We start from the raw sequence: 21,765 nt of genomic DNA, 5'->3' as shown, positions 1-21,765 counted from the left end.
CGACGGGGCCCCGAGGGAACCAGCGCCATGCCATCCCGGGCCCGCGGCGTATCGTTGCTGGAAATGCTGCTGGTGATCGCGCTGATCGCCGCGCTTGGGGTGTTGGGTTTCGCGATATTCGGCGGCGGCATGCAGGGCATGCAGCTGCGTGCGAACGCGAAGACCGTCGCCGCGCAGCTGCGCCTGGCGCGCACGCTCGCCATCGCCACCGGCAAGCCGCAGCGTTTCGAGATCGATCCGGCCACGCATCGCTGGCGCGGCGCGAACGGACGCGCGGGCGAGATCCCGCCGTCGCTGCGCATCACCTTCACCGGCGCGCGCGAAGTGCAATCGCGACGCGGCGAAGGCGCGATCGTGTTCTTCGAGGACGGCGCCAGCACCGGCGGCCGCGTGCAGTTGAGCGCGCGTCGTGCCGCATGGAACATCGACGTCGCCTGGCTCACTGGTGAAGTGAAGATGCGGCGCGCGGAGGCGAAGCGATGAGCGCGCGTCGTCGCCAGCGCGGCTACACGCTGCTCGAAGTGATCGTCGCGTTCGCGCTGCTCGCCGCGGCGCTGACGTTGTTGCTCGGCATCCTGTCCGGTGCGACGCGGCAGGTGCGCTGGTCGGGCGAAGCCGGACGCGCGGCGTTGTACGCGCAGTCGGTGATGGACCAGGTCGGCGTCGGCGGCCGGCTCGCCGCCGGCGAACAGGACGGCGAGTTCGAGGAAGGCCGCTACCGCTGGCAGCTGCGCATCGCACCGTGGCGCGACGCCACCACCGCTGCCGCGCAACAGCCGGTCGCGGTCGGCGGGCCGCGCCTGTTCGAAGTCACGCTGGCGATGGAATGGGGCGATGCGGCTCCCGGTCGTCGTCTGCAACTGCGCACGTTGCGCATGGCCGCGGCGGACGCGACCGCGGTGTTGCCATGAAGGCCGCCGCGCGCGGTTTCACCCTGATCGAACTGTTGCTGGCGACGGTGCTGCTGGCGACGGGCATCGCGCTGGCGTTCGCCACGCTCGGCGCGGCGACGCGCACCGCCACGCGCGGCGAGGCGATGGCCGAGCGCAGCGAACGCATGCGCGCGGTCGAAGGATTCCTGCGTCGCCGCCTGACCGCGGCGCGGCCGGTCGGCTTCGCCTTCGACCAGGGACGCGCGGTGGCGATGCGCTTCGTCGGTGAGCCGGAGCGCATGCGTTTCGTGTCCGACCTTCCGGACTATCTCGGTCGCGGAGGTCCGTACCTGCACGATCTCGTCGTCGAAAACGACGGCGACGGCGTGCGCATGACGCTGGCGCTGAACATGGTGCTGGCCGGCCAGACCATCGAGGAGAGCCCGGTGCGGCCGCCGGAGCTGCTGGTCGAAGGCCTGCGCGAAGCGCGCTTCCGCTACCGCGCGCTGGACGAACGCGGCCGCATGGGCGAGTGGCAGGAACGCTGGGAAACCAGCGAACAGCTGCCGTTGCAGGTCGAGGTGACGATGGTCGATCGCGACGGCGTCGCATGGCCGCCGCTGGTCGTCGCGCCACCGCTGGCGCCGGCGTTCAGCGCGTTCAACCTTCCGGTGCAGACGCAATGAACCGCATCGCGCCGACATCCCCACGACGTGCGCGCGGCATCGCGCTGATCCTGGTGCTGTGGCTGATCGTGCTGCTGACCGCGCTGGTCGGCGGCTTCGCACTGGCCGCGCGCACCGAGAACCTGCAGGGCCGCGTGCAGGTGCGCGGACTGGTCGCCGCCAACGCGGCGCGCGCCGGCGTCGACTACGCGCTGATGCGCGTGGCACTACCCGACCAGCGCCTGCAATGGCGACCGGACGGTCGTCCCTATCGCTGGCGTTATGCCGGCGCGGACGTGGAAGTCCGGGTCACCGACGAGAACGGCAAGCTCGACCTCAACCAGGCCGATGCGACCCTGCTGGCCGCACTGATCCGCAACGCCGGCGTGGAGCCGTCGCAGGCCGATCGGCTGGCCGGTGCGATCCAGGACTGGCGCGACCCCGATCCGCTGACCCAGCCCGCCGGCGGCGGCGAGGATGCCGACTACGCCGCGGCCGGCCTCCCGTACGGGGCCAAGGACGCGGAGTTCGAAAGTGTGGCCGAACTGCTGCAGGTGATCGGCATGACCCCGGCGGTGTACGCGAAGATCGAGCCGCACGTGACGGTGTTCAGCGGTCGCTCGCGTCCGGATCCGGCGTTCGCGTCGGCGGAGGTGCTCGATGCGATGGGCATGGACGGCGCGCAGATCGTCGCCCAGCGGCGCGGCGCCGGCGATGCGATGCGCCCCGGCGACGGTGCCGTGCCGGTCGGTGGAATGGCCGGGGCCGGCAGCGGCACCTATAGTATCGACAGCCGCGCACGCCTCGCCGATGGTCGCGAGTCGGTGCTGCGGACCGTGGTACGCGTGGGCGGAGGGGGACTGCCGGGAATGGCATACCTGCCGCTGCGCTGGGAGGAGGGAACGTCACCGCGATGAATGCACGGAGCGAGAGCCGGCCAGGAGCCGACTGGGCGCAGGACAGGCTGCGGCGTCTCGGCGCGCGCCTGGCGCCGGGTGCGGATGGATTCCTGACGTGGTGGGGCCGCAACCTGGCGGCCTGGCTGCCCGCGCGCGTGCGCCGCGTGCTGGGCTTCGACCGCGGCCGCCTGCTCATGCAGGTCGAAGGCGACGCCGTGCTGTTGCGCCTGCAACAAGGCGGCGAACTGCGCGATCTTGGCACCGTGCCGTTGTCGGCGCTGCCATCGGTGGACGCGATCGTCGCGCCCGTGGACCCGCTCGCACCGCTTCTGCCCGCACGCCTGGCCGACCTGCCGCGCTGGCTGTTGCTGCCCGCCGCCGCCGGCCTGCGTCGCCGGTTGAGCCTCCCGCCCGCCGCCGGCGATCGCCTGCGCGACGTGGTCGGATTCGAGATCGACCGGCAAACGCCGTTCACCCTCGACAGCGTGGCCTTCGACGCGCGTGTTCTCTCGCGCCGCGACGGCGACGGCATGCTCGACGCCGAACTCGTGGTGGTCCCGCGCCAGCGCCTGGAACCGCAGCAGACGGCGCTGGGCCCACTGGCGCAGTCGCTGTCCGGCATCGACCTGTGCGGCGACAACGGCATCCCGCTCGGCGTGAACCTGCTGCCGCCGGCGCAGCGCCGTCGTCATGGCGATCCCTTCCGTTACTGGAACCTCGCGCTCGCCGCGATCGCGCTGATCGCCGTCGCCGGGACGATGTGGCAACTGCTGCTCAACCGGCGTGCCGCGGCGGACGAATTCGAAGCAGGCATCCGCAGCCATGCCGTGCAGGCGCGCGAAGCCGCTTCGCAGCGGCAGGCGCTGATCGACCTGATCGAAGGCCAGGCCTTCCTCGATCGCGAACGCGCGCAGCGGCCGACCGCAGTGGAGGTGATGGACGAACTCACCCGTCGCCTGCCCGACAGCACCTATCTGGAAAAGCTGGCGATCGAAGACAACAACGTGCTGATGATCGGCCTCAGCCGCGAGGCACCGTCGCTGGTGCAGCGCCTGCAGGGATCGCCGCTGTGGCGTTCGCCTTCGTTGACCGGTGCGCTGATGCCTGATCCGGCCAGTGGCCGCGATCGATTCACCCTGACCGCCGAACTGCCGCCGGTCGCCACGACGACGCCCGCATCCGCACCCGCGCCGCGCACGGAGGACGCCGATGGTCCCTGAAGCGACCGCCGCGCCGCCGCGCGCCGACCTCGCCACGCCGCGCATCGAACGCGACCGCTGGCTCGCGCTCGGTCTCCTGCTCGGTGCGCTCGCGCTGGCCTACCTGCTGCTGGTGCATCCGTGGTGGACGGTGCCGATGCTCGAAGCGAGCGACCGCATCGACACGTTGCAGCAGCGCGAGCTGCGCCAGCGCATGCAGCTGCAGCAGGCGCCGCAGGTCGCGCAGCGTCTGGCGCAAGTGCGCGCGCAACAGGCGCGCCGTCCCGGCTTCCTCCCGGAAAGCAGCGCGGAACTGGCTACGGCCGGACTCGTGCAGCGACTGGAAGCCGTGGTTGCGCAAGCAAGTCCCGGCAACCGCAGCTGCGCGATCAGCAACCGCTCGCCGCTGAGCGAACCACGCCGCGACCGTTACGCGCGCGTCGTCGTGCAGGTGCGCCTGCGCTGCGGCAGCCCGGAGCTGTCCAGCGTGCTGTACGCGCTCGAAAGCGGCACGCCGCGACTGTTCGTCGGTAACCTCAACATTCTGTCTTCGCGTGGCTATTTCCTGCCGGGCAATGCGCAACCCACCGGCGACGGCGGACTCGACGTGAGCTTCGACCTGTACGGCTACCTGCGGCCCGCACCGGCCGGCCCGGAGGTGGCGCGTGCGCCTTGACGAAGCCGGTCCGCGTACCTGGGTGCTGGCGACGATCGCCGGCTGGGCCGTGCTGGCCTGGCTGCTCGCGGTGTTGGGCATGGGCAAGCATGCGCAGGCGCTGGAGCCCGATCCGAGCCTGCTGCGGCCGCTGCCGCCGCTGCGGCAGGCGCCGCCCGAACGCCTGGGCCCGATCTCGCAGTACGCGCAGATCGGGCAGCGGCCGCTGTTCTCGCAGGACCGCCAGCCCAAGGCGTTCTACCTGCAGGGGCAGGGCGGCGGCGAGGGCGAGCAGACCGCGTTCGACTATCTGCTCACCAGCGTGTTGATCACGCCGAGCCTGAAGATGGCGATCCTGCAGCCCGCCGATGGCAGCGAATCGGTGCGGGTGAAACTCGGCGAGGTGCCCGAATCGCATCCGTCGTGGCGCCTTACTGCGCTGGATGCACGCAGTGCGGTGTTCGAAGGCGCGGAAGGCCGGCGCGAGATGACGCTGCGTGTGTTCGACGGACAGGGCGGGCAGCCGCCGACCGCCGTCGGCACCGCGCCAACGGGTCCGAACGTGCGCGGACCGCAGCCGGTGGGCACGTCGGTGCCTGGCGCCGCGCCCGGCTTTACCGCCGTGCCACCGGCCGCAAATGTGCCGCCACGCGCGGCCAACGCCATCAAACCGGCCGCCAGCGGCAACCGTACCAGCAACACCAACGCCAATACCGCTCCCCCCGCGCCTCCGCCGGTCGAATCCGCCGAGAACGCGCCCCTCACCCCCGAAGCGCAGATGGAAGCGATCCGCAAGCGGATCGAAGCGCGTCGCGCGCAGATGCGGCAGCAGAATGCGCAGCCCCCGGCCCAGACTCCGTAGAGTGACCGCATGAAGCCACGCTCGAAGACCCGTCCCCGCTACGCCGTCCAGGCGATCGCCACCGCCACCATCGCCAGCCTGCTGGCGTCGTGCGCGACCGCGCCGGTCCCCAACGTGCGTCGCGACGGACAGCCCGGTCCGCAGTCCGGCGCCGCGGCCACCGCCGGCGATGCCACGCAGCAGCCGCTGCCGGAATCCGGCGGCGACGCGCGTCCGCAGATCCGCCGCGGCACCGGCCAGGTCATCAACCGCAGTGCCGCGACCGCGCCGCCGCCGGGACTGGGTGCGACCTCGGGCACGGCGACCTTCAACTTCGAAGGCGAATCGCTGCACGCCGTGGTCAAGGCGATCCTCGGCGACATGCTCGGCCAGAACTACGTGATCGCGCCCGGCGTGCAGGGCACGGTGACGCTGGCGACGCCCAAGCCGGTCAGTCCGGCCGAAGCGCTGAACCTGCTGGAAATGGTGCTGGGCTGGAACAACGCGCGGCTGGTCTACAGCGGCGGCCGCTACAACATCGTGCCGTCGGACCAGGCGCTGGCCGGCAATGTCGCCGCGCGCACCGGCGCGGCCGCGAACGCGCGCGGCTTCGAAGTGCGCACCGTGCCTCTGAAGTACGTCTCGGCCACCGAGATGGAAAAGATCCTCAAGCCGTACGCGCGCCCCAACGCCATCGTCAACGTCGACAACTCGCGCAACGTCATCACCGTCGGCGGCAGCCGCTCGGAGCTGGAAAACTACCTGCGCACCATCGACGTGTTCGACGTCGACTGGCTCTCCGGCATGTCGGTGGGTGTGTTCCCGCTGCAGTCGGGCAAGGCCAGCAAGGTCGTCGCTGACCTGGAAAAAGTCTTCGGCGAACAGAGCAAGTCGCCGGTCGCGGGCATGTTCCGCTTCATGCCGCTGGAAGGCGCCAACGCGGTGCTGGTGATCACCTCGCAGGCGAACTACCTCGACGACATCCAGCAGTGGCTCGACCGCATCGATGCGGCCGGCGGCAGCGTGCAGCTGTATTCGTACGAACTGAAATACATCAAGGCGCGCGAACTCGCCGATCGCCTCGCCGACGTGTTCGGCAACGGACGCTCCGGCGGCGGTGGCGGCAACGGCGCGCCATCGCTGATGCCTGGACTGGAATCGGTCGAACTCAAGGACTCCGGCGATGGCAGCGTCGCCACGCTGGGCAACTACGACTCCAGCGGCAACGGCAGCGATGGCGGCATCGGGGGCGGCAGCGGCAACGGTGGCTCGCTCTCGCTCAACCAGCAACAGAACGGCAATTCCAGCCTCACCCTGGAAGTCGACGGCGACCGCGTCGGCGTGTCGGCGGTGGAGGAAACCAATTCGATCATCGTGCGCAGCAGTCCGTCGGCGTGGAAGTCGATCCGCGACGTGATCGAGCGCCTCGACGTGATGCCGATGCAGGTGCACATCGAAGCGCAGGTGGTCGAAGTCCAGCTCAAGGGCGACCTGCAGTACGGCGTGAACTGGTACTTCGAGCGCGCCGTCACCGACGCCGGCCTGCCGGATGCGGTCGGTCGCACTACCTGGAGCACGCTGGCCGGCAGCATCCAGTCGGCCGCCGGCAACCCTCCGGGACTTGCCTGGACCTTCCTCGGCCGCAATGCCGCCGCGGTGATCAGCGCGCTCGACCAGGTCACCGACCTGCAGCTGCTGCAGACGCCGTCGGTGATGGTGCGCAACAACGCCGAAGCCACGCTCAACGTCGGCAGCCGCATCCCGATCTCCTCGGTCACGGTGAACCCCGGCACGGGCACCGACAACACCTACAGCCAGGTCCAGTACCTCGATACCGGCACCATCCTCAAAGTGCGTCCGCGCGTGGCGAAGGACGGCGTGGTGTTCCTCGACATCGTGCAGGAAGTCAGTTCGCCCGGCAGCCCGGACACCGCCGATCCCAACGGCAACGTGCGCATCGACACGCGCAAGCTCAAGACCGAAGCCGCGGTGCAGAGTGGCGACACGGTGATGCTCGCGGGCCTGATCAGCGACGGCGTGCAGCGCGGCTCCTCGGGTTTCCCGGGCCTTGCCCGCATCCCGGTGATCGGCGGCCTGTTCGGCACGCAGCGTTCGAGCAAGACCCGCAACGAAGTGATCGTGCTGCTCACGCCGACGATCGTGCGCAACCCGCAGGAAGCGCGCGACCTCACCGACGAGTACACCCGCCGTTTCCGCGCGATGGAACCGCTGCAACGCAAGCCGCGCCAACCGGGACAGCAGTGATTCCAGCGACGGCCACCCCGCCCGTCGTCGTCGTCCCGGTCGGACGCGACGACGAGGCACTCGATGCCTGTCTGGCGGCGCTGGACCGCGCGACCGCGCCCGGCACGCCGGTGTGGCTCGCCGACGATGCGCAGGCCGGGCCGCGCGGCTACGCGATCATCGAGCGATGGATCGCGAGCACCTCGCTGCGTGCCGATTACACGCGTCGCCAGCGCAGCGTCGGCGAAGTCGCGCACCTGGATGAGGTGCTGAGCGCGTGCGGCGACGTGGACGTGGCCGTGCTCGCACCCGACGCGGTGCCCGCGCCTGGCTGGTTGTCGCGCCTCGTCGCCGGTCTAGCCAGCGATGGCGCCATCGCAACGGCGACGCCGTGGAGCAATGCCGGCGAAGCCGCGGCGTGGCCGCGCATCGGCGAGATCGATCCCGTGCCCGTAGATCTGGAACGCCTCGCGCGCGCCGCCGCGAAGATGCCTGCACTTCATCCGGAACTCCCGGCCGCGGTGACCCACGCCGTGCTCGTGCGAGGCGCTGCGCGCCGTCGCGCAGGCGGACTCGACGCCAGTAGTTACGGGTCGTGGTACGCCGCATTGATCGATCTTTCGCTGCGCCTGTCCGGCCTGGGCTGGCGCAACGTGCTGTGCGATACCGCGTTCGTCGCGCGAAACAGCGAAGGCATGCCGCTCGACGGCGACATGGACGCACTCGCCGCGCGCTGGCCCGACTGGCATCCGCGCCTGGCCAACTACCTCATGCAGGACCCGCTGCGCGCCTCGCGCACGCAGCTGTCCGCCCTCTTCGAAAGCATCGGACCTCCGGAACCGCAACGTGATCTCTTCGTCTGACGCCACCGGCATCGCCGCGGTGGTGGTGACCTACCGCAGTGGCGAAACCATCGACGAATGCCTGCGCCGCCTGCGCGCGGCCGACGGCGTCGCCGCGATCCGCGTGGTCGACAACAATTCCGACGACAGCACGCTGGACGTCGTGCAGCGCCACGCCGCGGCCGACGCGCGCGTGCGCTTCATCGCCAACCCGGACAATCCCGGCTTCGGCGTCGCCTGCAACCAGGGCGCGAACGACGCCGTCGCCGACGTGCCGTGGCTGGCCTTCGTCAATCCCGATTGCCTGGTCGAACGCGACTCGCTCGCCCGCCTGCGCGTGCTGGCCGCGCCGCAGGGCGAGGCCTTGCTCGGCGCGGACCTGGTCGACGACGACGGCGTGCGCGACGGCGCCGCGCGTCGCCGCGATCCCGATTTCGCCGCGATGCTGTCCGCCGCACTCGGCGGCGCGAAGCCGGCGAAGATGGACGTCGCGCCGGACGACTCGCGCGCGCTGCAGCAGGTCGAAGCGATTTCCGGCGCCCTGATGCTGATGCCGCGCGTGCTGTTCGACCGCCTGCACGGATTCGACGAAGGTTATCGCCTGCACGCCGAGGATCTCGACCTGTGCCGTCGCGCGCGCGAATCCGGTGCGCTCGTCGCCGTCGCCAACCACGTGCGCGTGCACCACGTCCGCGGCGTGTCGAGCCGTTCGCGTCCATTCTTCGTCGAATGGCACAAGCACCGCGGCCTGTGGCGTTACTTCCGCAAGTTCGAAGCACCGCGCCGCGACGCGGGTACGGTCGCGGCGGTGTTCGCGGCGATCTGGCTGCGTTTCCCGCTGGCTTATCTGAAGGCGAAAGTGGGCGCGCGGTGACCGGGCCTTCGCCGGAGCTGTGGCTGACGCTGGACGACGCAGAGCTGGCGTTCATCGCTTCGCGCGACTACGGACAGGACACGGATAGGCATCTCGCGGCGCTGCACGCACTCGTGTTCGAACACCACGGCGTCCTGCAGGTCAGCCAGTACTGGTTTCCTTATGAGGTTGTCGAGCTGTGCGCCAACAGCCTCGAAACCGGCCACGAACGAGAGTTCACTGCGTGCACGCTGCTGATCCTCAAGGCCATCGCGGAAGGGCGTGACCGGTCGGGTTGTGCGACGTGGCGCTTCGGGGCCTGTCGTGAGGACTACGAGCGTCTTCCTGACGAATTGCGCGCCCAGATCCTTGAGCGGTACGCCGCGATGGGAATCGGCTGAGGTTCACGCCAGCGCAAAGCGCAGCACGAACAACGCCGCCACCACCCATACCGCCGCGTGCGCTTCACGCGCGCGGCCGGTGCACAGCTTGAGCACGGCGTAGGCGATGAAGCCGAACGCAAGACCATTCGCAATGGAGTAGGTGAACGGCATCGCCAGCGTGCACAGCGCCGCGGGAATCGCTTCGGTGAGGTCGTCCCAGTGCACGTCGCCGAGTTCGCGCAGCATCAGGCCGGCGACGAACAGCAGGGCCGGCGCGGTCGCGTACGGCGGCACCATCGCCGCCAGCGGCGAGAACAGCAGCGCGAGCAGGAACAGCGCCGCGATCACCAGCGCGGTCAGTCCCGTGCGCCCGCCGGCCTGCACGCCCGAGGCGCTTTCGATGTACGCCGTGGTGCTGCTGGTGCCAAGCACCGAGCCGGCGAGGATCGCGGTGCTGTCGGCGAACAGCGCGCGACCGAAGCGCTTCTGCTGCGCGGGCGATGCATCGTCCAGCGGCAGCAGCCCGGCGCGGCGCGCCACGCCCATCAGCGTGCCGGTCGCATCGAACACTTCCACCAGCACGAACACGATCACGACGTGTAGCATCGCCGCGATCGAGAAGCCCGCACCGCCGCCGAGCGCTCCGGCGATGTCGAGTTGCAGGAACGTGGGCGCCAGCGGCGGCGGGAGGCTGACGATGCCGCGGTAGTCGACCAGCCCGAGCATCAACGACACCGCGGTGACGGCGAGGATGCCGACCAGGATCGCACCGCGCACGCGCCATGCTTCGAGCACCGCGATCAGCAGGAAGCCGGCGACGGCGAGCAGCGGCTGGTGTTCGCGCAGGTCGCCGAGTGCGACCAGCGTGTCGGGATTGCCGACGATCACGCCCGACTTCTGCAACGCGATGATCGCCAGGAACAGGCCGATCCCGGCGGTGATCGCGCTGCGCAGCGAATGCGGGATACCGGCGATCAGCCATCCGCGCGCGCCGGTGACGGTGAGCAGCAGGAACACCACGCCCGAGACGAACACCGCGCCGAGCGCCTGTTGCCACGTGTAGCCCATAGCGCCGACCACGGTGAAGGCGAAGAACGCGTTGAGCCCCATGCCCGGCGCCATGCCAACCGGGTAGTTCGCGGCGAAGGCCATCACCAGCGTGCCGATCGCCGCGGCAAGGCAGGTCGCGACGAACACCGCGCCGGTATCCATGCCGGTGTTGCCGAGAATGCTCGGATTGACGAAGACGATGTAGGACATCGTCAGGAACGTGGTGATGCCGGCCACCACTTCCGTGCGTACGTCGGTGCCGTGCTCGCGCAGACGGAACAAGGGCTGGAAAAGGCGCTGCGGCATCGAGGACTCCCGGCCGGCGGCGGGGGAGGGCCGGCCGTCGCGCAGGGTACCGCGCTACCCGTGGGACGCCGCGCGAAATCGTCTCGCGGCGTGGACCGGCGCGAACGGACAGACGCCGCAAGACCTGCGTTTACAAGCTGCTACGAGCGTCACGGTCAGCTTTTCGGAAACCGCGACGTGGCTCCGGTTGTGCGCTGCCGCAGTTGCTAACGTGCGCGCCGCTCGTCGTGTGGATCACGGCGCAAGGGGGATCGCATGGACTTCGGACGGATGCTGCGGGCCGGCGGGCTCGCGTTGGGATTGTGTGTGCTTGCCGCGTGCGGCGGCGGTGGGGGTGGAGACGACGGCGACGGCGATCCTTCGACCGGCACACCGTCGGCGCCGGGCACGCCTTCTCCTTACCCGGACATTCCGCAGAGCGACGCGGATGCCGCGCGCTTCCTGACGCAGGCGACGTTCGGCCCGACCACCGCGGAGATCGCGCGGCTGCGGCAGATCGGCTATCGCCGCTGGCTCGACGAACAGATGGATGCGACGCGTACGCCGGCGACGCTGGTGCTGCCGCACATGCAGCAGCTCGTCACCAACGGCGTCGCCACGCCGACGCCGGCGCATCGCCGCAACTACTGGCTGTGGCAGGCCGCGAACGGACGCGACCAGCTGCGCCTGCGCATGGCGTTCGCGCTGAGCGAGATCTTCGTGGTGTCCGATCGCGAAGTCGCCGATTCCAACGCGACCGTCAACCGCATCGCCGATTACCAGGACACACTCGCACGCGGCGCGTTCGGCAGTTACCGCACGCTGCTGGAGCAGGTGAGCCTGCATCCGGCGATGGGCTACTTCCTCAGCCACGTCGGCAACCGCAAGGCCGATCCGCGTCGCAACATCACGCCGGACGAAAACTACGGACGCGAGGTGATGCAGCTGTTCTCGATCGGCCTGGTCGAGCGCAACAAGGACTTCAGCCCGGTACTCGACGCCAGCGGCCAGACCGTGCCGACCTACGACGAACAGGTGGTCAGCGCGATGGCGCGCGTGTTCACCGGCTGGACGTACGCCGGACAGACGGATGCGCAGTACGGCCGTGGCGACAACACCAGCTTCGCGCCGATGGAATGCCATCCGACGTTCCACGACGACCAGCCCAAGCAGATCTTCGGTGGCGTCATCGTCAGCGAAGGCAACAACTGCACCAACAGCCTGCGCCGCACGCTCGACGCGCTCGCAGCGCATCGCAACGTCGCGCCGTTCATCAGCCGCCAGCTGATCCAGCGCTTCGTCACCAGCAATCCGAGCCCGGCCTACGTGTCGCGCATCGCCGATGTGTGGACGTCGTCGAACGGCAACCTCGGCCAGGTGATCCGCGCGATCCTGCTCGACACAGAAGCGCGCATGGCGCCGACCGATGCGGGCTTCGGCAAGGCGCGCGAGCCGCTGGTGAAGATCGCCACGCTATGGCGCGCGTTCGATGCGCGCTACGTGCCGACCGCGATGGGCGAGGTGCGTTTCACCTTCTCCAATGCGGGCGACCTCACATCCACGCTGATGCAGGATTCGCAGCGTGCGCCGTCGGTCTTCAATTTCTTCGAACCCGACTACCGCCTGCCAGCCGCGAACGGCGTGCAGGGATTGTTCGGGCCGGAATTCCAGATCCTCACTGAAGCCAGTTACCTCGGCACGCTCAACCAGCACGAGGCGATGACGTGGAACTACACCGGCGCGGCGCCGACCGCGACCACCGCCGCACCGGTGCTAGACATCACACGTCTGACCACGATGGCCGACGCACGCGACCACGCGGGCATGGTCCAGTACGTCAACGTGCTGATGTTCTACGGCACGCTCGGCAGCACTTCGACGCAGGCAATGGTGGGCATGCTCGACCGCCTCGCCGCGGCCAACGAGACCTCGGCGAACCGCGCCAAATCGCTGGTGCTGATCGCACTGGCGTCCCCCGAATTCGCGATCCAGCGCTAGGAGGCGACCATGACCCGTTCCCATCGCGAAGACCGCCGCAACTTCCTGCGCCGCGTGCAGGCCATCGTCGCAGGCGGCGCGGCCTACGCATTGATGCCGCAGCTCGAACTGGTCGGCCGTGCAATGGCCGCCGAACCGCTGCCCGGCAACGACTATCGCGCGCTGGTGTGCATCTTCCTGTTCGGCGGCAGCGACTCGTTCAACATGCTGGTGCCGTACGACAGTGGCGAGCACCAGACCTACCTCACCAGCCGCGGTGGCGTGTACGACGCGACGACCAACCCGTTCGGCCTGGGCTATTCGCTCGACCAGCTGGTGCCCGTCACCGACACGCAGGGCAAGACATGGGGTCTGAATCCCGGTTGCGCGGCGATGAAACCGCTGTTCGATGCGGGCGAACTCGCGTTCCTCGCCAACATCGGCCCACTCGTCGAACCCTTGACCAAGGACGACGTGACGCGCCGGCTCAAGCGCCTGCCGCCGTACCTGTACTCGCACAACGACCAGCAGAAGCTGTGGATGCGCGGCCACACCAATCGCAACGGCACGACCGGCTGGGGCGGCCTGCTCGCGGATCGGATGGAGGCTTCGAACACCGGCGCGCTGAGCGCGTTGCCGCCGTCGATCTCCATCGCCGGCAGCAACCTGTTCCAGTTCGGGCAGACGACGTTGCCGTTCGCGATGTCGTCCGGCGGTCCGGCGGCGATCAACCGCTTCCGCAACGATGGCAGCAACGCCGACCGCATCCGCGCCGAATCGCTGCGTGCGCTGGTCGAGGCGTCGTACCAGCCGATCCTGCAGGACCAGTACGCGGTGATCGGCGACAGCGCGATCAACCTCAACGATTCGCTGCGCGTGGCGCTGAATCCCGCCAACGGCGGCGACATCGTCACGCAGTTCCCGGCTGGCGGCCTGGCGTCGCAGCTGCGCATGGTGGCGCGGATGATCAAGGCCAGCCGCACCGCGTCCATCGGGCATCGCCGGCAGATCTACTACTGCAGCCTCGGCGGCTTCGACACGCACCAGAACCAGATGGCGGCGAACGGACATGCCGCGCTGCTCAAGCAGCTCGCCGATTCGCTCGCGGCATTCCGCGCGGCGCTGGCGGAGATCGGCGCACTCAACGACACCACCGCGTTCACCATGAGCGACTTCGGTCGCACGCTCAACAGCAACGGCAACGGCACCGACCACGGCTGGGGCGGCGTGCAGCTGGTGATGGGCGGTGCAGCGGCGAACGGCGGTGCGCTGCGTGGAGGACAGGTGTGGGGCAGCTATCCGCTGCTCGAACTCGACGGCGCGCAGGCAGTGGGACGCGGACGCATGGTGCCGACGATCTCGGTCAACCAGATGGGCGCGACGCTCGCGCAGTGGTTCGGGTTGCCGGCAGGCGAGGTGGGCGCGATCTTCCCGGGTATCGAGAACTTCGCGCAGCCGAGGCTGGGGTTCCTGGGGTAAGGCATGCCGCTCACGCGGCATGTCGCATTCCTAACGTCCGCTCGGTGCGGTCGAATCGTCGCCACGGTGAGGTCGTCGCGTGAGGATCCGCCGTCATCCCCGCGAAGGCGGGGATCCGAGCTGGGTGCATCAAGGTCGACGAAGGGTGAGGCGACGGAGTGTTGGATTCCCGCCTTCGCGGGAATGACAGCATCGCTTCGCTATCGTCACCTGTCCCTCTCACGGGGACGCGCCAGCGCGCGCTTCAGCGGTACCGGTTGATCTGGTCCCGCAGCTCGCGAGCCGCGTTCGCGGCCGCCTGCGCGAAGTCGTCGCCGTTCGACGCGTAAAGCACAGCGCGCGAGCTGCTGACGATCAGGCCGGTGCCATCGGCGGTCTTCGCATTGGTCACGACCGCCTCGACATCGCCGCCCTGCGCGCCGACGCCGGGTACGAGGAACGGAACCTCGGATCCGACGATCGCGCGCACTTCCTTCAGCTGCGCCGGCCACGTCGCGCCGACGACCAGCGAGCAGTTGCCGTGGCCATTCCATTCGTGCGCGACCTTGTGTGCGACGTGCTGGTACAGCGGACGACCGTCGACGACGAGGTCCTGCAGATCGCCCGCGCCCGGATTGGACGTGCGGCACAGGACGACCACGCCGCGATCGGCACGGTCGAGGAACGGCTGCACCGAATCGCGGCCGAGGTAAGGATTGGCGGTGACCGCGTCGGCGCGATAGCGGTCGAACGCTTCGGCCGCGTAATGCTGCGCCGTGCTGCCGATGTCGCCGCGCTTGCTGTCGAGGATCACCGGGATGCCGGCATGCGCTGCGTGGATGTGCGCGATCAGCCGCGCCAGCGCGTCTTCCGCACCGAGCGCGGCGAAATGCGCGATCTGCGGCTTGAACGCGCACACGTACGGCGCGGTGGCATCGACGATGTCGCGGCAGAAGGCGAACACCGCGTCGGCGTCGTTGGCGAACCGCGCGGGGAACTTCGCCGGCTCGGGATCGAGGCCCACGCAGACGAGGGAGTCGGCGTTGGACCAGCGCGTGCGCAGTGCCTGCATGAAGCTCATCGGGATTCCTCGTTCCAATCGTGACGACGCCCGCCTTGCGGCGGGCGTCCGGTGCGGCCTTACTTCAGCGCCTTGAACCGCAGGCGGTGCGGCTGTGCGCCTTCCGCGCCGAGGCGACGCTTCTTGTCTTCCTCGTACTCGCGGTAGTTGCCCTGGAAGAACTCCACGTGCGAGTCGCCTTCGAAGGCGAGGATGTGCGTGGCGATGCGGTCCAGGAACCAGCGGTCGTGCGAAATGACGAATGTGTTGCCGGGGAACTCGAGCAGCGCGTCTTCCAGCGCACGCAGCGTTTCGATGTCCAGGTCGTTCGACGGTTCGTCGAGCAGCAGCACGTTGCCGCCCTGCAGCAGGGTCTTGGCCATGTGCAGGCGACCGCGTTCACCGCCCGACAGCGTGCCGACCAGCTTCTGCTGGTCCTGGCCCTTGAAGTTGAAGCGACCGATGTAGGCGCGCGACTGGATCTCGATGCCGTTGATGTTGAGGATGTCCAGGCCGCCGGAGACTTCCTGGAAGACGTTGTGGTTGCCTTCCAGCTTGTCGCGGCTCTGGTCGACGTAGGCGAGCTTCACCGTCGAGCCCATGTCGATCTCGCCGCTGTCCGGCTTTTCCTGGCCCGTGATCATCTTGAACAGCGTCGACTTGCCGGCGCCGTTGGGGCCGATGATGCCGACGATCGCGCCCGGCGGGACCGAGAAGCTCAGGTTGTCGATGAGCAGGCGGTCGCCGAACTTCTTGCTGACGTTCTTGAACTCGATGACCTTGTTGCCCAGGCGCTCGCCGGGCGGAATGAAGATCTCGTTCGTTTCCTGGCGCTTCTGGTAATCGACAGACTGCAGCTCTTCGATGCGCGCAAGGCGTGCCTTGCCCTTGGAGCGGCCGCCCTTGGCGTTCTGGCGCGCCCATTCCAGTTCCTTCTGGATGGCCTTCTGGCGCGACTTCTCCTGGTTCTCTTCCTGCTTGAGGCGCTCGTCCTTCTGGACCAGCCACTCGGTGTAGTTGCCCTTCCACGGAATGCCACGGCCGCGGTCGAGTTCGAGGATCCACTCGGCGGCGTTGTCGAGGAAGTAGCGATCGTGGGTGACCGCGACGACGGTGCCGGTGTAACGCGCGAGGAACTGCTCCAGCCACTCGACCGATTCGGCGTCGAGGTGGTTGGTCGGTTCGTCGAGCAGCAGCATGTCCGGCTTCTGCAGCAGCAGGCGGCACAGTGCGACGCGGCGTTTCTCACCGCCGGAGAGCTTGCCGATCGTCGCGTCCCACGGCGGCAGGCGCAGCGCGTCGGCAGCGATTTCCAGCTGGTTCTCCAGCGTGTGCGCGTCGCCGGCGGCGAGGATCGCCTCGAGGCGTTCCTGTTCCTTGGCGAGCGCGTCGAAGTCGGCGCCTTCCTCGGCATAGGCGGCGTACACGGCTTCCAGCGCGGCCTGCGCGTTGAGCACTTCGCCGACGCCTTCCTCGACCGCTTCGCGCACGGTCTTTTCCGGGTCCAGCTGCGGTTCCTGCGGCAGGTAGCCGACCTTGATGCCGGGCTGCGGGCGGGCCTCGCCGACGAAATCGGTGTCCACACCGGCCATGATCTTCAGCACGGTCGACTTGCCCGCGCCGTTCAGGCCCAGAAGGCCGATCTTCGCGCCGGGGAAGAAGGACAGCGAGATGTCCTTGATGATCTGACGCTTCGGCGGCACGACCTTGCTGACGCCGTTCATGGTGTAGATGTATTGCATGCGATCTCCGGAACCGGGACGCGCCCGATCCGGCCGGAAGTGGCCAGGACGGACGGACGGAAGCGCCAATTATCCCCGACGCGGGGCGGCTTTCCCAGCCTGCGGGGCGGGCGGGCTTCAGGTTGCCAGGCGGCCGAGAGGCGTAGCCCGGGTAAGCGCAGCGCACCCGGGGCCGGGCGGTTCCGGAAGCCTGTTACCCGGGTGCGCTGCGCTTACCCGGGCTACGACCGCAGGCTTCGGCTGTTCAGACCCAGACGATGAACGCGACGGCCAGCGCGACGCTGGCGTACTTCAGGCCGTAATACAGCGACTGGTTGCGCTCGCGCAGGGCCTTGGCCCTCAGGCGCACGGCGTAGAAGTACTTGAACAGGCGGTTGATGCCGCCGGTGCGGTCACCTTCCTGGTTGGGCGAGGCCCCGGCCGCGATCAGGTGGCGCGCGACGAAGCGGTTCAGCGCCCGCACCGGGGCGAAGCGCAGCGGACGCTCGACGTCGCAGAACAGGATGACGCGGTTGCCCTGGGTGTCGTTGCGGGCGCTGTGGATGTAGGTCTCGTCGAACATCGTCCACTGGCCGTCGCGCCAGCTGTAGCGCTGGCCGTCGACCTCGATGAAGCATCCGTCGTCGTTGGGCGTGTCCAGGCCCAGGTGCAGGCGCAGCGAGCCGGCGTAGGGGTCGCGATGCGGGCGCAGCTCGCTGCCGGGCGGCAGCTCGGTGAACATCGCCGCCTTCACGCTCGGGATCCGGCGCAGCAGGGCCGTGGTCTGCGGGCACAGCTCGGCCGCCGAGGGGTGGGCCTCGTCGTACCACTTCAGGTAGAAGCGCTTCCAGCCGCGCCGGAAGAACGAGTTGAAGCCCACGTCGGTGTAACCGTCGGCGGCCTTGATCTGCTGCATCTCGCGCAGGCGCAGGGCCTCGGCGCGGATCTGCGGCCACTGCTCGCGCAGGGGTTCCAGCTCCGGGAAATGCCGGGCCGGATCGTCGATGAACGGCGTGGTGGGGACCCGCGAGAACGCGTACATCAGCACGTTGAGCGGGGCCATGAAGGTGGAGTGGTCCAGCAATTGCCGGCCCAGGCGGTGCCGCACCCGGCCACGGCGGTGCACATACACCGCGCTGGCGAGGAACAGCAGGACGAAGACCCATTTCATCGGTCGGAGGATTCCCTGTGGGGGTGGGGAAGGCGGAGGCGGCGACCCGCGCGCGGCGGTTTGCTGGCCGCATTTTAAGGCCTGGGCTACCATCTTCGGCCTGGCCGCGCCAGCTTTTCAGGCCCCATCACCCCCGTCACCGAGGTTCGCGAATGTTCCCCAGCTCCGCCCGCATCGCCGGCTACGACGATGAACTCGCCCAGGCCATCGCCAACGAAGCGCGCCGCCAGGAGGATCACGTCGAGCTGATCGCCTCGGAAAACTACGCCTCGCCGCGCGTGCTCGAGGCCCAGGGCAGCGTGCTCACCAACAAGTACGCCGAGGGCTACCCGGGCAAGCGCTACTACGGCGGCTGCGAATACGTGGACATCGCCGAGCAGCTCGCGATCGACCGGCTGAAGAAGCTGTTCGGGGCCGATTACGCCAACGTGCAGCCGCATTCGGGCTCGCAGGCCAACCAGGCGGTGTACTTCGCCCTGCTGAATCCGGGCGACACCATCCTGGGCATGTCGCTGGCGCACGGCGGCCATCTGACCCACGGCGCCAAGGTCAACGCCTCCGGCAAGCTGTTCAACGCCGTCCAGTACGGCGTGAACGACCAGGGCCTGATCGATTACGACGAAGTCGAGAAGCTGGCGCTGGAGCACAAGCCGAAGATGGTCGTGGCCGGTTTCTCGGCGTATTCGCAGCAGATCGACTGGGCGCGCTTCCGCGCCATCGCCGACAAGGTCGGCGCGTACCTGTTCGTGGACATGGCGCACGTCGCCGGCCTGGTCGCCGCGGGCGTGTACCCGAACCCGCTGCCGCACGCGCACGTCGTCACTTCGACCACGCACAAGACCCTGCGCGGCCCGCGCGGCGGCATCATCGTGGCCAAGGATCCGTCCGAGGAGCTGGTGAAGAAGCTGCAGAGCATCGTCTTCCCGGGCATCCAGGGCGGGCCGCTGATGCACGTCATCGCCGCCAAGGCGGTGGCCTTCAAGGAAGCGTTGGAGCCGGACTTCACCGCCTACCAGCAGCAGGTCGTGAAGAACGCGCAGGCGATGGCGAAGACGATCATCGCGCGCGGCTACAAGATCGTCTCCGGCGGCACGCAGAACCACCTGATGCTGATCGACATGATCGGCAAGGGCGTGACCGGCAAGGACGCGGAAGCCGCGCTCGGCAAGGCGCACATCACGGTCAACAAGAACGCGGTGCCCAACGATCCGCAGAAGCCGTTCGTGACCTCGGGCCTGCGCATCGGCACCCCGGCGGTGACCACGCGTGGCTACCTGGAAGCGGACTGCGTCGAACTGGCCAACTGGATCTGCGATGTCCTCGATGCACCGAACGACGACAGCGTCATCGCCGCCGTGCGCGACAAGGTGACGGCGCAGTGCAAGAAGTTCCCGGTCTACGGCTGATCGATGCGCATGCCGTATCGCGCCGTCGCGCTCGTCGCGACCACGTGGCTGGTGACATCGTGCTCGGTCGCGCCATCGCGCGCGGCCGACGCGCCGGAACAGGTCCGCGTGCTCAGCTCCACGCCCGCCAATCCGGCGCTGGCGCTGGGCGCGCGCTTCGACCAGTCCAGCCGTGCATGCACGGTGGGATCGGTGCAGATGCTCTCGGCCGAGGAAGTCGAAGGACTGGTCCACGACTGGCAGGAGCCGCCGGAAGGCTGCGACGGACCCGGCAAGCTGGAACTTCCGTCGCACGGCAATTCGCCTGTGTCGACGCTCGCCAACGGATCGGCGCACGTGCTGGTGCGGCTGGACGAACGCGGCGGGATCGACACGGTGAAGGCGGTGTGTGCGACCGATGCCTCGTTCGGCGAGGCCGCGGTCGAGACCGTCGAGCGCATCCGTTTTTCCCCGATGACCTGCGCCGGCGTGCCGACGCGCATCGCGTTCTTCGTGCCGCTGGATTACTCCCTGCGTTGATCCCGGCCCGACAACGGGCAGGCTGAGAGGCGAACCATGCATTGTCCGTTCTGCCAGCACAACGACACCCGCGTGATCGATTCGCGCGTGTCCGACGACGGCGCCACGATCCGCCGCCGCCGCGTGTGCGAGGCCTGCGGCGAGCGCTTTTCCACGCTGGAAACCATCGAACTCAAGCTGCCGCTGATCATCAAGAGCGACGGTCGTCGCGAAGCATTCGACGCACGCAAGCTGCGCGCCAGCTTCGACCGCGCACTGCAGAAGCGGCCGGTGTCGGAGGAGCAGATCGAAACCTCGGTGCGCGCCGTCGTCCACCACCTGCGCATGACCGCCGAGCGCGAACTGCCCTCGCGCCGCGTCGGCGATTTCGTCATGGCCGAGCTGCGCAAGCTCGACCACGTCGCCTACGTGCGCTTCGCCTCGGTCTACCGTGCGTTCCAGGACGTGGCCGATTTCCGCGAGGAACTCGATCGCCTGGAAAGCGACAGCTCCGGCGAAGGCCAGCTGCCGCTGCTCGACGGCGAGCCTGAGCCCGCGCCGCGCAACCGGAAACGCTGAAGCCGATGACCGCTTTCACCGCCACCGACCACGCAATGATGGCGCACGCGCTGCGCCTGGCCGAGCGCGGCCTGTACACCACCAAGCCCAATCCGATGGTCGGCAGCGTCATCGCGCACGGCGAGGAGATCGTCGGCGAAGGCTGGCACCAGCGCGCGGGTGAGCCGCACGCGGAAGTGTTCGCACTGCGCGCCGCGGGCGAACGCGCGAAGGGCGCGACCGCATACGTCACGCTGGAACCGTGCGCGCATACCGGCCGCACCGGTCCGTGCGCGGATGCGCTGATCGCGGCCGGCGTGTCGCGCGTGGTCGCGGCGATGCGCGATCCGTTCCCGCAGGTCGACGGTGCCGGTTTCGAGAGACTGCGCGCTGCCGGCATCACGGTCGAATCGGGTTTGATGGAAACGCAGGCACGCGTGCTCAACCGCGGTTTCCTGTCGCGCGTGCAGCGCGGGCGCCCGTGGCTGCGGGTGAAGCTGGCGACCAGCCTCGACGGACGCAGCGCGCTCGCCAACGGCGAATCAAAGTGGATCAGCGGCGAGGCGTCGCGCATGGACGTGCAGCACTGGCGCGCGCGCTCCGGCGCGATCGTCACCGGTGCGGGCACCGTGCTCGCCGACGATCCGCAGCTCACCGTGCGACTGGGCGACGACACGCCGTTCGTGGCGCCGCTGCGCGTGGTGCTCGATCCGGGCCTGGCCACCGTTGCGCGCGGCCGCGTGCGCGAGGGCGACGCGCCCACGCTCTACATCCATGCGCCCGACGCGAAGCCGCCGCGCGGTATCCAGGCGCAGCTGGCGTCGGTGCCGGTGCGCGAAGGCCGCTTCGATCTCGATGCGGTGCTGCGCCTGCTCGCCGAACGCGGCGTCAACGAGATCCAGCTCGAAGCCGGCGCGACGCTCGCCGGTGCGTTCCTCGGCGCGGGACTGGTCGACGAGGTACTGCTGTACGTCGCGCCGGTCTTGCTGGGCGAACGTGCGCGGCCGATGTTCGACGGACTGTCGATCGACACGATGGCGCAGAAGTTGCGCATGTCGATCGTCGAATCGCGCTACCTGGGCCAGGACGTCCGCCTGCTGCTGAGACCCGAATCCAACGCGTGAGGGC

At 68.9% G+C, this 21,765-nt stretch carries 21 protein-coding genes; 17 read left to right on the top strand and 4 right to left on the bottom strand.

Translation table 11 applies throughout. The features are described from left to right. The first annotated feature begins 27 nt into the window (after positions 1 to 27). From xpsH to FOF45_RS03290, 11 genes are read left to right on the top strand one after another with little or no spacing between them, the layout of a single operon-like run. Complete coding sequence (xpsH, locus tag FOF45_RS03340; RefSeq protein WP_158982597.1) at positions 28 to 483, top strand: type II secretion system protein XpsH; 456 nt, start codon at positions 28 to 30, stop codon at positions 481 to 483. After that, a complete protein-coding gene (gene xpsI, locus FOF45_RS03335) occupies positions 480 to 911 on the top strand; it encodes a type II secretion system protein XpsI (protein WP_158982596.1) in 432 nt (143 codons plus the stop codon). Before xpsH ends, xpsI begins: the two co-directional genes overlap by 4 nt. Then, positions 908 to 1,558 carry a prepilin-type N-terminal cleavage/methylation domain-containing protein gene (locus FOF45_RS03330; RefSeq protein WP_158982595.1) on the top strand — a complete coding sequence of 217 codons (651 nt, stop codon included), beginning with the start codon at positions 908 to 910 and terminating at the stop codon, positions 1,556 to 1,558. The genes xpsI and FOF45_RS03330 overlap by 4 nt, the downstream gene beginning before the upstream one ends. Continuing rightward, positions 1,555 to 2,454: a type II secretion system minor pseudopilin gene (locus tag FOF45_RS03325; RefSeq protein ID WP_158982594.1), complete on the top strand. Its 900-nt coding sequence runs from the start codon at positions 1,555 to 1,557 to the stop codon at positions 2,452 to 2,454. Before FOF45_RS03330 ends, FOF45_RS03325 begins: the two co-directional genes overlap by 4 nt. Beyond that, positions 2,451 to 3,656 carry a PilN domain-containing protein gene (locus tag FOF45_RS03320; RefSeq protein ID WP_158982593.1) on the top strand — a complete coding sequence of 402 codons (1,206 nt, stop codon included), beginning with the start codon at positions 2,451 to 2,453 and terminating at the stop codon, positions 3,654 to 3,656. The genes FOF45_RS03325 and FOF45_RS03320 overlap by 4 nt, the downstream gene beginning before the upstream one ends. Further along, positions 3,646 to 4,311, top strand: a complete 666-nt coding sequence (gspM, locus tag FOF45_RS03315; protein ID WP_158982592.1) for a type II secretion system protein GspM — start codon at positions 3,646 to 3,648, stop codon at positions 4,309 to 4,311. Before FOF45_RS03320 ends, gspM begins: the two co-directional genes overlap by 11 nt. After that, on the top strand, positions 4,301 to 5,152 hold the full coding sequence (locus FOF45_RS03310) for a general secretion pathway protein GspN (protein WP_158982591.1): 852 nt from the start codon (positions 4,301 to 4,303) through the stop codon (positions 5,150 to 5,152). The genes gspM and FOF45_RS03310 overlap by 11 nt, the downstream gene beginning before the upstream one ends. Positions 5,153 to 5,161: 9 nt before the next feature. Continuing rightward, positions 5,162 to 7,396 carry a type II secretion system secretin GspD gene (gene gspD, locus FOF45_RS03305; RefSeq protein ID WP_158982590.1) on the top strand — a complete coding sequence of 745 codons (2,235 nt, stop codon included), beginning with the start codon at positions 5,162 to 5,164 and terminating at the stop codon, positions 7,394 to 7,396. Then, positions 7,396 to 8,238, top strand: a complete 843-nt coding sequence (locus FOF45_RS03300) for a glycosyltransferase family 2 protein (protein ID WP_158987179.1) — start codon at positions 7,396 to 7,398, stop codon at positions 8,236 to 8,238. The genes gspD and FOF45_RS03300 overlap by 1 nt, the downstream gene beginning before the upstream one ends. Continuing rightward, the gene (locus tag FOF45_RS03295; protein ID WP_233264197.1) at positions 8,225 to 9,091 is read left to right on the top strand and encodes a glycosyltransferase family 2 protein; all 867 of its coding nucleotides are present in this window, start codon (positions 8,225 to 8,227) and stop codon (positions 9,089 to 9,091) included. Before FOF45_RS03300 ends, FOF45_RS03295 begins: the two co-directional genes overlap by 14 nt. Next, entirely contained in the window at positions 9,088 to 9,471 is a 384-nt protein-coding gene (locus FOF45_RS03290) for a hypothetical protein (protein WP_158982589.1), read from the top strand. Before FOF45_RS03295 ends, FOF45_RS03290 begins: the two co-directional genes overlap by 4 nt. Before the next feature lie 3 nt (positions 9,472 to 9,474). On the opposite strand, the gene FOF45_RS03285 is transcribed toward FOF45_RS03290, so the two are convergent. Continuing rightward, positions 9,475 to 10,809 carry an NCS2 family permease gene (locus FOF45_RS03285; protein ID WP_158982588.1) on the bottom strand — a complete coding sequence of 445 codons (1,335 nt, stop codon included), beginning with the start codon at positions 10,807 to 10,809 and terminating at the stop codon, positions 9,475 to 9,477. Positions 10,810 to 11,064: 255 nt separating this feature from the next. Between FOF45_RS03285 and FOF45_RS03280 the strand changes: the two genes are divergently transcribed. Together FOF45_RS03280 and FOF45_RS03275 are read left to right on the top strand one after the other, a co-directional pair. Then, on the top strand, positions 11,065 to 12,786 hold the full coding sequence (locus FOF45_RS03280) for a DUF1800 domain-containing protein (protein WP_158982587.1): 1,722 nt from the start codon (positions 11,065 to 11,067) through the stop codon (positions 12,784 to 12,786). 9 nt (positions 12,787 to 12,795) lie between these two features. After that, positions 12,796 to 14,244 carry a DUF1501 domain-containing protein gene (locus FOF45_RS03275; protein WP_158982586.1) on the top strand — a complete coding sequence of 483 codons (1,449 nt, stop codon included), beginning with the start codon at positions 12,796 to 12,798 and terminating at the stop codon, positions 14,242 to 14,244. A gap of 244 nt (positions 14,245 to 14,488) precedes the next feature. Here FOF45_RS03275 and pyrF read toward each other — a convergent pair whose 3' ends face one another. The 3 genes from pyrF to lpxO all read right to left on the bottom strand — a co-directional run bounded on the left by pyrF (position 14,489) and on the right by lpxO (position 18,175). Beyond that, a complete protein-coding gene (gene pyrF / locus FOF45_RS03270; protein WP_158982585.1) occupies positions 14,489 to 15,304 on the bottom strand; it encodes an orotidine-5'-phosphate decarboxylase in 816 nt (271 codons plus the stop codon). Between the two features lie 59 nt (positions 15,305 to 15,363). After that, positions 15,364 to 17,025, bottom strand: coding sequence for an energy-dependent translational throttle protein EttA (ettA, locus tag FOF45_RS03265; RefSeq protein ID WP_158982584.1), 1,662 nt, complete (start codon positions 17,023 to 17,025; stop codon positions 15,364 to 15,366). A 244-nt stretch (positions 17,026 to 17,269) separates the two neighbouring features. After that, positions 17,270 to 18,175, bottom strand: a complete 906-nt coding sequence (lpxO, locus tag FOF45_RS03260) for a lipid A hydroxylase LpxO (RefSeq protein ID WP_158982583.1) — start codon at positions 18,173 to 18,175, stop codon at positions 17,270 to 17,272. Positions 18,176 to 18,327: 152 nt separating this feature from the next. On the opposite strand from lpxO, the gene glyA reads away from it, so the two are divergent. The 4 genes from glyA to ribD are packed head-to-tail and all read left to right on the top strand — an operon-like array spanning position 18,328 to position 21,761. After that, positions 18,328 to 19,581, top strand: a complete 1,254-nt coding sequence (glyA, locus tag FOF45_RS03255) for a serine hydroxymethyltransferase (RefSeq protein ID WP_158982582.1) — start codon at positions 18,328 to 18,330, stop codon at positions 19,579 to 19,581. A 9-nt stretch (positions 19,582 to 19,590) separates the two neighbouring features. Then, positions 19,591 to 20,100, top strand: a complete 510-nt coding sequence (locus FOF45_RS03250) for an energy transducer TonB family protein (protein WP_158982581.1) — start codon at positions 19,591 to 19,593, stop codon at positions 20,098 to 20,100. A gap of 36 nt (positions 20,101 to 20,136) precedes the next feature. Then, on the top strand, positions 20,137 to 20,658 hold the full coding sequence (gene nrdR / locus FOF45_RS03245; RefSeq protein WP_158982580.1) for a transcriptional regulator NrdR: 522 nt from the start codon (positions 20,137 to 20,139) through the stop codon (positions 20,656 to 20,658). A gap of 5 nt (positions 20,659 to 20,663) precedes the next feature. Further along, complete coding sequence (gene ribD / locus FOF45_RS03240) at positions 20,664 to 21,761, top strand: bifunctional diaminohydroxyphosphoribosylaminopyrimidine deaminase/5-amino-6-(5-phosphoribosylamino)uracil reductase RibD (RefSeq protein ID WP_158982579.1); 1,098 nt, start codon at positions 20,664 to 20,666, stop codon at positions 21,759 to 21,761. Positions 21,762 to 21,765: the final 4 nt, after the last annotated feature.

It is taken from the genome of Lysobacter panacisoli (assembly GCF_009765165.1).
Lineage (GTDB): Bacteria > Pseudomonadota > Gammaproteobacteria > Xanthomonadales > Xanthomonadaceae > Lysobacter_J > Lysobacter_J panacisoli.
Note: the sequence above shows the minus strand (reverse complement) of the source record. Positions and strands in the feature narration are given on the sequence as shown.

Coding starts and splice junctions, on each gene's coding strand:
- xpsH (WP_158982597.1), top strand. CDS start 28: ATGCCATCCCGGGCCCGCGGCGTATCGTTGCTGGAAATGCTGCTGGTG.
- xpsI (WP_158982596.1), top strand. CDS start 480: ATGAGCGCGCGTCGTCGCCAGCGCGGCTACACGCTGCTCGAAGTGATC.
- FOF45_RS03330 (WP_158982595.1), top strand. CDS start 908: ATGAAGGCCGCCGCGCGCGGTTTCACCCTGATCGAACTGTTGCTGGCG.
- FOF45_RS03325 (WP_158982594.1), top strand. CDS start 1,555: ATGAACCGCATCGCGCCGACATCCCCACGACGTGCGCGCGGCATCGCG.
- FOF45_RS03320 (WP_158982593.1), top strand. CDS start 2,451: ATGAATGCACGGAGCGAGAGCCGGCCAGGAGCCGACTGGGCGCAGGAC.
- gspM (WP_158982592.1), top strand. CDS start 3,646: ATGGTCCCTGAAGCGACCGCCGCGCCGCCGCGCGCCGACCTCGCCACG.
- gspD (WP_158982590.1), top strand. CDS start 5,162: ATGAAGCCACGCTCGAAGACCCGTCCCCGCTACGCCGTCCAGGCGATC.
- FOF45_RS03285 (WP_158982588.1), bottom strand. CDS start 10,809: ATGCCGCAGCGCCTTTTCCAGCCCTTGTTCCGTCTGCGCGAGCACGGC.
- FOF45_RS03280 (WP_158982587.1), top strand. CDS start 11,065: ATGGACTTCGGACGGATGCTGCGGGCCGGCGGGCTCGCGTTGGGATTG.
- FOF45_RS03275 (WP_158982586.1), top strand. CDS start 12,796: ATGACCCGTTCCCATCGCGAAGACCGCCGCAACTTCCTGCGCCGCGTG.
- pyrF (WP_158982585.1), bottom strand. CDS start 15,304: ATGAGCTTCATGCAGGCACTGCGCACGCGCTGGTCCAACGCCGACTCC.
- ettA (WP_158982584.1), bottom strand. CDS start 17,025: ATGCAATACATCTACACCATGAACGGCGTCAGCAAGGTCGTGCCGCCG.
- lpxO (WP_158982583.1), bottom strand. CDS start 18,175: ATGAAATGGGTCTTCGTCCTGCTGTTCCTCGCCAGCGCGGTGTATGTG.
- glyA (WP_158982582.1), top strand. CDS start 18,328: ATGTTCCCCAGCTCCGCCCGCATCGCCGGCTACGACGATGAACTCGCC.
- FOF45_RS03250 (WP_158982581.1), top strand. CDS start 19,591: ATGCCGTATCGCGCCGTCGCGCTCGTCGCGACCACGTGGCTGGTGACA.
- nrdR (WP_158982580.1), top strand. CDS start 20,137: ATGCATTGTCCGTTCTGCCAGCACAACGACACCCGCGTGATCGATTCG.
- ribD (WP_158982579.1), top strand. CDS start 20,664: ATGACCGCTTTCACCGCCACCGACCACGCAATGATGGCGCACGCGCTG.